General features: G+C 73.0%; 12 protein-coding genes. 11 read left to right on the top strand and 1 reads right to left on the bottom strand.

The window, feature by feature from the left end:
- Positions 1 to 54 precede the first annotated feature (54 nt).
- From KV381_RS26725 to KV381_RS26695, 7 genes are all read left to right on the top strand, one after another.
- Positions 55 to 480, top strand: coding sequence for a phage tail protein (locus tag KV381_RS26725; RefSeq protein ID WP_030079082.1), 426 nt, complete (start codon positions 55 to 57; stop codon positions 478 to 480).
- Between the two features lie 58 nt (positions 481 to 538).
- On the top strand, positions 539 to 1,261 hold the full coding sequence (locus KV381_RS26720; RefSeq protein ID WP_030079084.1) for a LysM peptidoglycan-binding domain-containing protein: 723 nt from the start codon (positions 539 to 541) through the stop codon (positions 1,259 to 1,261).
- Positions 1,258 to 3,042 carry a VgrG-related protein gene (locus KV381_RS26715; RefSeq protein ID WP_218786579.1) on the top strand — a complete coding sequence of 595 codons (1,785 nt, stop codon included), beginning with the start codon at positions 1,258 to 1,260 and terminating at the stop codon, positions 3,040 to 3,042. The genes KV381_RS26720 and KV381_RS26715 overlap by 4 nt, the downstream gene beginning before the upstream one ends.
- A gap of 89 nt (positions 3,043 to 3,131) precedes the next feature.
- Complete coding sequence (locus KV381_RS26710; protein ID WP_030079088.1) at positions 3,132 to 3,449, top strand: PAAR domain-containing protein; 318 nt, start codon at positions 3,132 to 3,134, stop codon at positions 3,447 to 3,449.
- On the top strand, positions 3,446 to 3,886 hold the full coding sequence (locus KV381_RS26705) for a GPW/gp25 family protein (protein WP_030626464.1): 441 nt from the start codon (positions 3,446 to 3,448) through the stop codon (positions 3,884 to 3,886). The genes KV381_RS26710 and KV381_RS26705 overlap by 4 nt, the downstream gene beginning before the upstream one ends.
- Positions 3,886 to 5,847, top strand: a complete 1,962-nt coding sequence (locus tag KV381_RS26700; protein WP_218786578.1) for a putative baseplate assembly protein — start codon at positions 3,886 to 3,888, stop codon at positions 5,845 to 5,847. The genes KV381_RS26705 and KV381_RS26700 overlap by 1 nt, the downstream gene beginning before the upstream one ends.
- Positions 5,844 to 6,419, top strand: a complete 576-nt coding sequence (locus KV381_RS26695) for a phage tail protein (RefSeq protein ID WP_030079094.1) — start codon at positions 5,844 to 5,846, stop codon at positions 6,417 to 6,419. Before KV381_RS26700 ends, KV381_RS26695 begins: the two co-directional genes overlap by 4 nt.
- A gap of 72 nt (positions 6,420 to 6,491) precedes the next feature.
- Here KV381_RS26695 and KV381_RS26690 read toward each other — a convergent pair whose 3' ends face one another.
- A complete protein-coding gene (locus tag KV381_RS26690) occupies positions 6,492 to 7,532 on the bottom strand; it encodes a hypothetical protein (RefSeq protein ID WP_256995157.1) in 1,041 nt (346 codons plus the stop codon).
- Between the two features lie 34 nt (positions 7,533 to 7,566).
- On the opposite strand from KV381_RS26690, the gene KV381_RS26685 reads away from it, so the two are divergent.
- The 4 genes from KV381_RS26685 (at position 7,567) to KV381_RS26670 (ending at position 12,592) form a co-directional block, all read left to right on the top strand.
- Positions 7,567 to 8,145, top strand: a complete 579-nt coding sequence (locus KV381_RS26685; protein ID WP_256995156.1) for a zinc ribbon domain-containing protein — start codon at positions 7,567 to 7,569, stop codon at positions 8,143 to 8,145.
- Positions 8,146 to 8,532: 387 nt separating this feature from the next.
- Positions 8,533 to 9,510 (top strand): terpene synthase family protein, encoded by a 978-nt coding sequence (locus KV381_RS26680; RefSeq protein ID WP_032786422.1) that lies wholly within the window; start codon positions 8,533 to 8,535, stop codon positions 9,508 to 9,510.
- A 169-nt stretch (positions 9,511 to 9,679) separates the two neighbouring features.
- A complete protein-coding gene (locus KV381_RS26675; protein WP_218786576.1) occupies positions 9,680 to 11,161 on the top strand; it encodes a carboxylesterase/lipase family protein in 1,482 nt (493 codons plus the stop codon).
- A gap of 177 nt (positions 11,162 to 11,338) precedes the next feature.
- Positions 11,339 to 12,592 carry a CdaR family transcriptional regulator gene (locus tag KV381_RS26670; RefSeq protein WP_218786575.1) on the top strand — a complete coding sequence of 418 codons (1,254 nt, stop codon included), beginning with the start codon at positions 11,339 to 11,341 and terminating at the stop codon, positions 12,590 to 12,592.
- Positions 12,593 to 12,655: the final 63 nt, after the last annotated feature.

The raw sequence follows: 12,655 nt of genomic DNA, 5'->3' as shown, positions 1-12,655 counted from the left end.
GCCCGCCCCCGCACGACCCGTACGACCGACAGCAGAGAAGAAGACGAGAGACGCATGACGGACAACATCTTCGCGACGAGCGTGTTCTTCAAGCTCGCGATCGGCGGCAGCGACCTGGGCGCGTTCCACACCTGCTCCGGTCTGGGCGCCGAGGTGGAGATGGAGACGTACGCCGAGGGCGGCAACAACGGGTTCACCTGGCAGCTGCCGGGGCGGATCACCTGGACGAACATCACGCTGACCCGCCCGGTGACCGCCGACACGATGAAGATCGCGCGCTGGCTGAACGAGACGATCCAGCGGGTCGAGCCCAAGGACGGCGAGATCGTGGCGCTTCGCCCCGATCTCAGCCGGATCATCAGCTGGCAGGTCCACGGCATCGTGCCGGTGCGCTGGCAGGGGCCGTCCTTCGATCCGGCCAACTCCCAGGCGGCGATCGAGACGTTGGAGATCGCGCACGAGGGGCTGGAGCCGTCCTGACCGCCCCCGGCGGGACCGCGACCGAGGCGAAGACCAGGACGAAGGAAGGAGGAACGCCATGTCACCCGCTCTCCGTGCGAGCCGCGCTCGTGCCCAGCTGACCATCATGGAGCCGCCGTCGACCGTCGGCGCCAAGCCGGGCGGCACGCTCGCCCGGCTCACGTTGCAGTTCAACCCGGCGAAGCTGTCGCTGAGCAAGAGCACCGAGTGGCGGCGCACTCCGTCCCGGATGGCCGGGCAGTCCGCGCTGCCCGAGTTCGTCGGCAGCGGGCCCCGGGCCCTGTCGCTGGAGGTCTTCCTCGACGCGACCGCCACCCACGACAACTCCGTGGAGAAGGCGGTGGAGCAGCTGATGACCGCCTGTGTCCCCACGCCCAGCAGTCTGGCCCGCAAGACGCCCGCCAGCCCCTGGGTGCGGTTCGACTGGGGGACGTCGAAGACGACCTCGTTCGACGGGGTGCTCTCCAACCTCTCCGTGTCGTACACGCTGTTCGACGTGGACGGGAAGCCGCTGCGCGCCACCTGCTCCCTGTCGATCGAGGAGGCGAGCGTCGACCCGGCCGGCCAGAACCCCACCTCGGGTTCGAAGGAGGCGCGGCGCACCCACCGGGTCGTGGCCGGGGACAGCCTGCCTCTGCTGGCCTGGCGGGAGTACGGCGACGCCACCGCCTGGCGGACCATCGCGTACGCCAACGACATCGACGACCCGATGCAGTTGACGCCCGGCCGGGAACTCCTGGTGCCCGGGCGGGAGGACCACCTGGCGGAGGAGAGCCGATGAGTGGAAAGGACGCCCCCGGCCGTTCCTTCGCCGCCGACCCGATCGTCGAGGCGCCGGCCGAGCTGCCCGCCGTCTGGGCCACCCAGCTGGTGAGCTGTGTGGTCGACGAGAACGTGGGCCTGCCGGACACCGCCGTCCTGACGTACCGGGACCCCGACCACACCTTCCTCGCCAAGACCGGCATCGGCATGGGCACCCCGCTGAAGATCTCGGTGGTCACCGTGCAGGACCGGGCGCGCGAGCGGCTGTTCACCGGTGAGGTCACCGCGATCGAGCTGGACACCGACACCACCGGCTCGTTCACCGTCGTGCGGGCGTTCTCCAAGGCGCACCGGCTCCAGCGCGGCCGGAAGGTCGTGGCGTACCGGAACATGAAGACGGCGGACATCGTCCGCAAGGTCGCCACCGGAGCCGGTCTGGCCTGCGGGCGGATCGAGGCCGCGTCGATCACGTACAAGCAGCTGACCCAGCCGAACGTGTCGGACTGGGAGTTCCTCCAGCATCTGGCGGCCGAGAGCGGCGCGACCGTACGGGTCGACGACAAGGGCCTGTTGCAGTTCACCAAGCCGGACCCGGCCTCCTCGGCCCCCGCGCCCTCGACGTCCGCCACGCGCAACCCGATGGTTCTGGAGTACGGGAACAATCTGCTGGCCCTGCGTGCGGTGCTGACGGGTGCGGACGGGGCGGACAGTGTCGAGGTGCGCGGCTGGAACGTCGACACCAAGACCCGGCTGGTGGCCCGGCAGCAGTCCATCCGCAGCGACACCGTCGTGCCGGGGATGAGCCCGTCGACGGCGGCGCGGATCTTCGGCTCCGGCGGCTCCCGTACGACGATCGCCGACACTCCGTACCGCACCCAGGCGGAGACCCGGGCCGTGGCGGGTGCGCTCGCGGCCTCGGTCAGCTCCGGCTTCGGTGAGGTCGAGGCCGTCGCGTACGGGAACCCCCAGCTGCGGGCGGGTCTGCCGGTGGCCCTCGGCAACGTGGGGCCCGCGTTCTCCGGCCGCTACACCGCCACCGCCGCCCACCACGTCCTCGAACCGGACACCGGCTACCGCACGACGGTGATCGTCAGCGCCTCGCCGGACCGTTCGCTGTCCGGGCTGACCGCCGGCGGCAACGCCCCCTCGCGCGGACCGCGGATGCCCGGTCTGGCGATCGGGGTGGTCACCGACATCCGCGAGGAGGGCAAGGGCCAACGCGGCTGGGTGCGGCTGAAGTTCCCGTGGCTCGACGACACGTACGTCACCGACTGGGTCCGCACCGTGCAGTGGGGCGGCCAGGGCGGCGGCGGGGTGTTCAGCCCCGAGGTCAACGACGAGGTGCTGGTCGGGTTCGAGCAGGGGCTGCTGGACAGCCCGTATGTGCTCGGCGGCCTCTACAACGGGGTCGACAAGCCGTCGCCGCACGACGTCCCGCTGGTCGACCCGACGAGCGGCAAGGTCAACCGCCGCTCCCTGGTGTCCCGTTCGGGCAACCGGCTGGAGCTGCTGGACGCCCCGCGCGGGCCGTCGGGCGTACGGATCGCCACCGGCGACAAGCGGCTCGACGTCGTCCTCGACGAGAAGAAGGGCGAGATCACCCTGACCGTGAAAGCCCGTGGCGGAACGCGGGAGTTGAGCTCGGTGACGCTGTCCGCCTCGGGCATCACGCTCGACGCGGGCGCCACCGGCGACGTGAACATCAAGGGCCGCTCGGTGACCGTCAACGGCAAGACGGGGGTCACGGTCGACGGCGGACTGCTCGCGGTCCTCAAGGCCAAACTCATCAGGATCAACTGACCGACCACCGACCCGCTTTCCCCCGAAGCCCCCGTCCACCACTCACTCGCACCCCTGAAATCCCTTTCGCAGCAAGGAGAACCCCGGCCATGCCCCCCGCAGCCCGCACGGGCGACAGCACCGCCCACGGCGGTCTCATCGCCACCCCGCCCCCGGGTGCGGTGGCCGTGGCCACCGTGCTCATCGGCGGCCGGCCCGCAGCCGTCACCGGGAGCCTGCACGGGTGCGTCATCCCCCCGCACGCGGCGCTCGGGCCCGGCAACGTGATCATGCCCAACCCCGCCGCCGCGATCGGCGGGGCGGTGCTCATCGGCGGACTGCCCGCGGCCCGGATGGGCGACAAGACCACCTGCGGCGCGCCCATCATCAGCGGTGCGTTCAACGTCCTGATCGGGGGCCCGATGTGAGCGGCGGCGGATTCATCGGACGCGGCTGGGGCTTCCCGCTGCGGGTCGGGCCGACGGGCGGGATCGCGCTGGTCGAGCGGGACCGGGAGATCGAGGAGGCGATCGGGCTGATCCTCGGCACCGCGCCGGGCGAGCGGCCGATGCGACCGGAGTTCGGCTGCGGTATCCACGAGTACGTCTTCGCGCCCGGCGACGGGGCGACGGCCGGGCGGATCGCGCAGGAGGTGCGCACCTCGCTGGAGCGGTGGGAGCCGCGCATCGAGGTGACGGACGTGGTGATCGCGTTCGACGCCATCGAGGAGGGCACGCTCTACATCGACGTGCACTACACCGTGCGGGCCACCAACGACCTGCGCAACCTGGTCTTTCCCTTCTACACGATCCCGTCGTCTCAGGGTCCGGCCGCGGAGACCTCTCAGGAAGCGGGGATGCGCTGATGGCCCTGCCTTCGCCCAATCTGGACGACCGGCGCTTCCAGCAGCTCGTCGACGAGGCCAAGCGGTACGTCCAGCAGCGCTCTCCCGAGTGGACCGACCACAATGTGTCGGACCCCGGGGTCACGCTGATCGAGACGTTCGCGTACCTGGTCGACCAGTTGCTGTACCGGCTCAACCGGGTGCCGGACAAGAACTACGCGGCCTTCCTCGACCTGCTCGGCGTGACGCTGTTCCCGCCGACCGTGGCCCGGGCCGAGATCGACTTCTGGCTGTCCGCGCCGCAGCCGGAAACCGTGCATCTGCCCGCCGGTACGGAGGTGGCGACGGCGCGCGGGGAGGCCGAGGAGCCGGTGGTGTTCTCCACCGCCGACGACCTGCCGATCGTGCCGAGTTCGCTGGTCCGGCTCGTCACCGCGCCGGTGTCGGGCGAGCAGACGGACCGGACCGCGCCGCTCGGCGCGGGCAAGGACATCCCGTGCTTCCAGAGCCGTCCCGAGCCCGGTGACGCCCTGCTGTTCGGGCTGCCGACGGCCGTGCCGCGCTGCATCGTCGCCGTCCGCCTGGACAGCCGGGTGGAGGGCGTGGGCGTCGACCCGCGTCAGCCGCCGCTGGTGTGGGAGGCGTGGGACGGGGCGCGCTGGGTGATGTGCGCGACCGGCACCGACAGCACCGGCGGGCTCAACAGGCCCGGCGAGGTCGTCGTGTTCGTCCCGGCCGGGCACACCGCGTCCGTGGTGGCGGGCACCCGCGCGGGGTGGCTGCGCTGCCGGGTCACCGCCCCGGAGCCGGGCCAGCCGTTCTACTCGGAGTCGCCGACGATCCGGGAGGCCGAGGTGTTCACGGTCGGCGGCACGACGGCGGCCGAGCACGCGGAGACCGTCATCGACGTGCCGCTCGGGGTGTCGGAGGGCGTCGCCGGGCAGCGGTTCACGGTGAGCCGGGCGCCGCTGCTGCTGGACGGGGAGCCGCCGGTCGTCCAGGTGTCGGCGGACGAGGGCTGGCAGATCTGGACGCCGGTCGAGCACTTCGGCGCGTCCGGGCCCGGTGACCGGCATGTGCGGATCGACGCGGTCTCCGGGGAGTTCGCGTTCCCGCCGGAGGTGCGCGAGCCGGACGGCACGATGCGCGCGTACGGTGCGGTGCCGGAGAAGGGCGCCCAGCTCCGCGTTCCGCGCTACCGCACGGGCGGCGGGGCGGCGGGGAACGTCGCCCGGGGCGCGATCTCCGTGCTGCGCAGCTCGGTGCCGTACGTCGCGGACGTGAACAACCGCGAGGCGGCGACCGGCGGGGTCGACGGCGAGACCGTGGAGAACGCGAAGGTGCGCGCGCCCAACATCCTGCGGGTGCAGGAGCGGGCGGTGACGGCCGAGGACTACGAGCTCATCGCCCGGGAGGCCGCGCCGTCGCTGCGCCGGGTGCGCTGTGTGCCGGCGGTGGCGGGCGAGGCCGGCGCGGTACGGGTGCTGGTGGTGCCCGACGCGGTCGCCGACGAGGACGGCCATCTCCGCTTCGAGCAGCTGATCCCCTCCGACCAGGTGCTGGCCGCGGTCACCGAACGGCTCGACGAACGGCGTCTGGTGGGCACCCGGCTGATCGTGGAGCCGCCCGCCTACCAGGGCGTCACGGTCGTCGCCCGGCTGGTGGCCGCGCCGGGCGACGTGGACCGGGTGCGGGCGCAGGCGCTGGAGGCGCTGTTCCGGCACATCGACCCGTTGCGCGGCGGGGCGGACGGCCGGGGGTGGCCGTTCGGGAGGCCCGTGCAGTACGGAGAGGTCTTCGCCGTGCTCCAGAGTGTGGAGGGGGCCGGTCTGGTGGAGGACGTCCGGCTGTTCCCGGCGGACCCGATCACCGGCCGGCGCGGGGCGGCGGTGGACCGGGTCGACGTCGCGCCGGGCGCCCTGGTCTTCTCGCACCAGCACCAGGTGGTGGTCACCGCGAGCGGGGCCGGTGAGGACGTATGACACGGGCCGCGATACCCGGTCTGCCGAGCCGCTACCCGATCGGCGAACTGCTGCCCGCCCTGTACGCGGACGACGACCTGGCCCAGCGGTTCACGGCGGGCCTGGACACGGTGCTGGCGCCGGTCCTGTCCACACTGGACAACCTGCCCGCCTACGTCGACCCGGCGCTGGCCCCGGCCGACTTCCTGCCCTGGCTGGCCTCGTGGGTGGGCGTCGAGACCGATCCGGCGTGGCCGGTCGAGCTGCGCCGGGCGGTCGTCGCGCGCGCCGTCGAGCTGCACCGGTGGCGCGGCACCCGGCGGGGTCTCGTCGAGCGGCTGCGGCTGGTCTGCGGGGTGCACGCGGACGTCCGGGACGGCGGGGGCGCCACCTGGTCGGCCGAGCCCGGCGGGGCGCTCCCGCCGCCGCCGACCGGTGAACTGCTCGTCCGGGTCTGGCCGGTGCGCGCGGACGTCCCGGTGGACGCCCACCGCGTCCTGGACGTCGCCACGGCCTCGTGCCCCGTCCACCTCACCTGCCGGGTGGAGGTCCTGCCGGGCCCGCCCGAAGAGCCCGAACAGACAGGAGGCTGACGCGATGCGTTCGTGCCCGGCGTGCGGTACGGCCAACGGCGAGACCGACGACTTCTGCGGCAACTGCGGCAGCTACCTGGGCTGGTCCTCCCAGCCGGTACGGCGGACGCAGGCTGCGGCTCCGGAGCCCGAGCCGGAGCCTTCTGTAACGGAGCCGGAACTCGGGCCGGAGCCGGAGCCTTCCGTGGCGCGGCCGCCCCTGACGGAGCCGGAGACGCCGGTGGCGCAGCCGCGCGCCGTGGCGGCGGAGCCGGAGCGCCCGGTGGCGCAGCCGCGCTCGGCGGAGCCGCAGGGTTCGGACGCGGTGCCGCCCGTCCCGGTGGCGCAGCGGGAAACCCCGGAGGCGCAGGCGCCCTTGGCCGAGCCGGACGCCTCGGTCCCGGTGCCGCCTTCGGCCGAGGTGCGTGCCCCGGAGCCGGAGGCCGCGCCCACGCCGGAGCCGGCACCGGAACCTGCCGGTCCGCCGACGCCCACGCCCGCGCCCGGGTCGGCGCCCGCATCCGCACCTCCGCCCACGCCCACACCTGCTCCCACGCCCGCGACGCCGACCGCGCCGGACGCCGACCGGCCCCCGCGCCCGGCCCCGCCCGCCCCCGCGCAGCCCGCACCGCCCGCACCGCCCGCACCGGCGGCACCCTCCGAGCGCCCCGAGCCGCCCGCGCGCCCCGAGTCACCGCCACGCACCGCGCCCGCGCGCCCCGAACCGCCGCCGGAGCCGCCCCGGACGGCGGCCCCCGCACGGCCCGCCGCACCCACCCCCGTACCACCGCAGCCGACCGCGCCCCCGGCGGCGTCGGCACCCGTACCGGCGAGGCCGTCCACACCGCCTGTGCCACCCGTGCGGCCCGCGCAGCCCGCTCCCGTACGCCCCGGAATCCCGGCGTCCGCGCCGGTGCCCAGGCCGACCGCGCCCGGGTCCGCGTCCGGAGCTGCCTCGGACGCGGACGAGCCGATCGGCGCGGTGCAGCCGGCCAGGCCCGTGACCCGGCGGCCCGTCGTGCGGCCGGTGGCGGAGGAGGAGACTCCGGACGGCCCGCCCTGCCCGGCCTGCGGTACGCCGAACCTGCCGGGGCGGAAGTTCTGCCGCCGGTGCGCCGCGCCCCTGGAGGCCAAGGAGGCACCGGCCGCCCTGCCGTGGTGGCGCACGGTGTGGCCGTTCCGCCGCCGGGTGCGCGGCGGTTCGGGCCGGGCGCTGCGGCGGACGCTGCTGGTCCTGGCCGTGGCCGGGCTGCTGGTCGCGGGCTTCCTGTTCTTCCCGCTGGGCCGCTACGTCTACGAGGACGTCCGGGACAAGCTCGGCGGCACGGCGGAGATCAGTCCCACCGGGGTGACCGCGAGCGCGGCGGCTCCCGGGCACCCGGCGAGCGCGGCGATCGACGGCCTGACGAACAAGTACTGGGGCGCGCCCGAGCTGGGCGCGTCGCTGACCTGTTCGTTCGGGACGCCGTTCCGGCTGGTCGGCGTCGTGGTGCACACCGGTGTGTCGAAGGAGCCGCAGGAGTTCCGGCAGGGCGCGCGGCCCACCCGGGCGGATCTGATCGTGGAGACGAAGGACGGCACGGTCCACGAGAAGGCGGTGACCTTCAACGACAAGCCCGGCAAGCAGACCGTACGGACGGGCATCAGCGATGTCGTCTCCGTCCGGCTGGTGCTGCGGGAGGCGGCCGGACAGGGCGGGGGGCGGCCGATCGCGCTCGGCGAGGTCGAGTTCTTCCGGCGCACATGAGCCACTGCCGTCGCGAGGAGCCCCACGACTTCACCAACTACCCAGTAGTGGTCAGAGAGTTCCTGCCGATCAGACAATTTCGGTCACAAATGGCTTCCCTCGGCACCCCCACAGGGGGTTGACTGGGCATTACACATGGTGACGCGCCCGCCCACCGGCTCACCGACCCTGCCCCGGCCGCCCCGGCACCCGGCGGAGGAAGGAGGACAGCTGTGGCCCTCCCACCTCGCACGGTCGCCCCGTCGCCCGCCCCCCGGGCTCCCGGCCGCCGCTTTCCGGTGGGCCTGTCCTTTTGCTCGATCACCCGGAATGCGTCGTTCACATCGTCCGCCCGTATTCATCAGACGAGGGGCAGCAATGAGCCAGATCACGTTACCGGCGTTTCACATGCCGTTCCAGAGCACCGGGTGTAATCCAGGCCTCGCGGAAACTCGTGGGGCCGCCTGGGAATGGGCCGAATCCGAAGGTCTCGATCTTTCCGTACCGGCCCGGAAGAAGATGATCCGGACCCGTCCGGAACTGTGGATATCCCTCATCTTCCCGAAGGCCACCCAGGAGCATCTCGACCTGTTCTGTCAATGGCTCTTCTGGGCCTTCCTGGTCGACGACGAGTTCGACGACGGCCCGGCCGGACGTGATCCGCTGATGTGCGAGCGGGCGATCACCCGTCTGGTGGACGTCTTCGACGGGGCCGCGCCGAACGGACCGATGGAGCGGGCGCTCGCCGGGCTGCGGGAGCGGACCTGCCACGGGCGGTCGCCGCAGTGGAACCGGCAGTTCCGACGGGACACCGCCGCCTGGCTGTGGACGTACTACGCCGAGGCCGTCGAACGGGCCGCCGGACAGGTGCCGAGCCGGGCCGAATTCGCCAAGCACCGGCGGGATTCGGTCGCCATGCAGCCCTTTCTCTGTCTGCATGAGATCACCGCCGGAATCGATCTCCCGGATTCCGCCCGGAGCCTGCCCGCGTATATCGCCCTGCGGAACGCGGTCACCGATCATTCGGGGCTCTGCAACGACATCTGCTCCTTCGAGAAGGAAGCCGCTCTCGGCTACGAGCACAACGCCGTACGGCTGATTCAGCGCGACCGGGGTTCGACTCTCCAGGAAGCCGTCGACGAGGCCGGAATCCAGCTGGCCCGGATAGCGGAACGGGTGGTGCGGGCGGAAAAGGAACTGATCGAGGAGATCGAGGCGGCGGGCATCACCGGGCCGACCCGCGCGGCCCTGGAGCGCTGCGTCCAGGACTACCGGGGACTGGTCCGGGGCGACTTCGACTACCACGCGCGCGCCGAGCGCTACACCCGTCCGGACCTGGTGGAGCTGGACGAACGGGACTCGCTGTCCCAGTACTTCGCCGCCTGAGACGCGGCGCACCCCTGCGGCAGGGCCCGGAATCACTCCCCGGGCCCTGCCGGACGCCGCTCCGGGCGCCGGCCGGTCCACCCCGTCCGGGTGGTGTCAGGGACCGCCCCTCACGGGCAGGGATGGCTCTGCCCGGGTCACCGCACCGCGAGAGGGGTTGGCACGCACCATGTCCGACATCGTGGCGGGCGCCGCCCCGCGGGTGACGACCGTGCACGGCACCGTGCGCGGTGCGGTGGAGCGGGGCGTCGCGGTCTTTCGCGGTGTCCCGTACGCGGCCGCGCCGGTGGGCGTACGGAGGTTCCGCGCGCCCGGACCGCCGGAGCCGTGGACCGGCGTGCGCGAGGCCGTGACGTACGGGCCCACCGCCCCCAAGCGGCCCTACGCCCCGCCGCTGGACCGGCTGCTGCCGGATCCGGCGGTGGCGGGCGACGACTGGCTGAACCTCAATGTGTGGACGCCCGCGCCGGGTGCCGCCGGGCTGCCCGTCCTGGTGTGGATCCACGGCGGTTCGCTGGTGCACGGCTCATCGGCGGTGCCGGTGTACGACGGGGCCGCGTTCGCCCGGGACGGGGTGGTCCTCGTCTCCGTCAACTACCGCCTGGGCGTCGAGGGCTTCGGCGTCCTCCCGGACGCGCCCGCCAACCGGGGGCTGCTGGACCAGCTGGCCGCCCTGGAGTGGGTGCGCGACAACATCGCGGCGTTCGGCGGCGACCCGGACCGGGTGACGGTGGCCGGGGAGTCGGCGGGGGCGGTCTCCGTCGCCGCCCTGCTGGCCGCACCCCGGTCGGCGGGGCTGCTGCGGCGGGCGGTGCTCCAGAGCGGGGTGCCCACCGCCCTTCCCCCGGACGCCGCGCGCGGGACGACCGAGCTGATCGCGAAGCGGCTCGGGGTGCCCGCGACGGCGGCCGCGCTGGCCGCCGTGGACCCGGAGGCCCTGCTGACCGCGCAGACCGGGGTGACCAGCGGCGGAAACCCGCTGACCGGCCGCAACTCCTTCCAGCTGGTCGTGGACGGCGAACTGCTGCCCCAGGACCCCGTGGCGGCGCTGCACGCGGGCGCGGCCGCCGGGGTCGATCTGCTGATGGGGACGAACAGCGAGGAGTACCGGCTCTGGTTCGTGCCCGGCGGCCTGACCGAGCGGATCGGCCGGCTGCGGCTCCGGCTGGCGCTGCTGAAGTTCGGGGTGCCGAACGCCACCGCCCGGGTCTACCGGGCCAACCGGCCGGACGCCACCCCCGGCGAACTGCTCGGCACGCTCGCGACGGACCTGCTGCTGCGGGTCCCGCTCAACCGGCTGGCGGACGCCCGGACGGACGCGCCCGGCTCCACGTACGTGTACGAGTTCGGCTGGCCCACCCCCGTACAGCGGCTCGGCGCCTGTCACGCGCTGGAGCTGGGCTTCGTCTTCGACACGCTCGCCCACCCCGACACGCAGGCCCTGACCGGCCCCGACGCCCCGCAGGATCTGGCGGACGCGATGCACCGGGCGTGGGTGGACTTCGCGACGGGCGGGGACCCGGGGTGGCCGTCCTGGGACGCGCGGCGCCCCGTGACGGTCTTCGGACCGGGCGCCCCGGAGCTGGTCCTGGCCCCGCGCGAGGACGAGTTGCGCGGCTGGAAGCCGTACAGGCACCCGGGCACACCCTGAGAAGTCATCTCCGTCGGCTCGGCACGCTCCACACCGACAAGGGCTACGAATACCGGTGCCGGCGCATCATGAGCACACGACGGCTCGGCTCGCCGGATGCCGTCGCCTCCACCGAGATGGATGGCCGATGCCGTATGGCGATCTGTGGAAAGTTCATGCCCCCTATACAGTGCCGAGATGGTTTCGGAGCTGCAGCGACTTGTCGACGCGTTCGGTGCCCGCCTTGGCCGGTCGATCGCCGTCGACGACGCGCGGCTCAGGCTGCTCGCGTACAACGCGCACACCGGCGACGTGGACGATGCCCGGATCGAATCGGTCATGCACCGTGGTGTGTCGACCGCGCTGGTCGCGCACGTCAGCGAGCAGGGCGCTGCCCAGGCTTCCGATGTCTTCACTCTTCCGCCGTGCCCCCGGCTCGGCATCACGATGGAACGGGTCGGTATACCGATCCGCTACGACGATGCCCTGCTCGGCTACGTATGGCTGATCGGCTCCGATGGCCCGGTCGGCGACCGGGACGTCGAGTTGCTGCGCGAGGCGGCTGCGCAAGCCGCCGTGGTCCTGCACCGCGGCCACCTCGGCGTCGACGTGACTCGCAGCCATGCCAGGGAGCTGGTCCGCGACCTGATCGCCCCGGACCAGGCGCTCCGGACGGAGGCGGGTGTCGCGCTCGTCGAGGAGGAACACGCCGTGGCCGGCCCGGTCGCCGTCCTGGTAGCCATGATGGGGGGCGAAGAGGGCGAGCCCCTGGCTGAAGAACGCCGTCTGGCCCTGGAGCTCGTGGTCGACCGCTGTCGACGGCGGCTTCCTCCCTCGCGCGGATTGGCCCTGACGCGTCCGGATCACGCGCTTCTGCTGACGATCTGGCCCGGGGCACGTTCCCAGGTCATCGAGCGCAATGCCGCCGAGCTTGCCGAGGTACTGCGCGAAAAGCTGGAAGCGGAACTCGGCTTGGGACGGGCCGCCTGCTGGGTGGGCGTAGGCGGGCCACGCCCACGCCTCACGGAGGCCCTCTCTTCCTACGAGGAAGCTCGCCGCGCTGCCGAGGTCGCCCGCATCACGGGCACCCTGGGTCACGTGGTGGCTCATAAACAGCTGGGGGTGTACGCGCTCTTGGGCAAACTCACCCCCGACCAGCTTGCCGAGGGCATCCACCCGGGGCTGCGACCCCTGCTTGCGAACCCCGCGCACCGTGGGCTGGTGGAAACTCTGCGGGTGTATCTCGATCACGCCGGCGATGCCCAGCGTGCCGCCACCGCCCTACATGTCCACCGCTCCACACTCTACAAACGGCTGCATCGCGTTGAGCAGCTCACCGGACTGCGACTGGACGTCGGCGATGACCGGCTGGCCGTGCATCTCGGCCTGAAGACGGCAGAGCTGCACCCTCGCTCGCCGGCATCGACGCATGCGCCGGACGTGGTGTTCTGACTCGCCCGTCAGGCGGCCGATGCGCTTCCGGACGGCGCGAGCGCGCCTGCCCCCCGGGGGCAG

The sequence above is a fragment of the Streptomyces sp. WY228 genome, from assembly GCF_019287315.1.
Lineage (GTDB): Bacteria > Actinomycetota > Actinomycetes > Streptomycetales > Streptomycetaceae > Streptomyces > Streptomyces caviscabies.
Note: the sequence above shows the minus strand (reverse complement) of the source record. Positions and strands in the feature narration are given on the sequence as shown.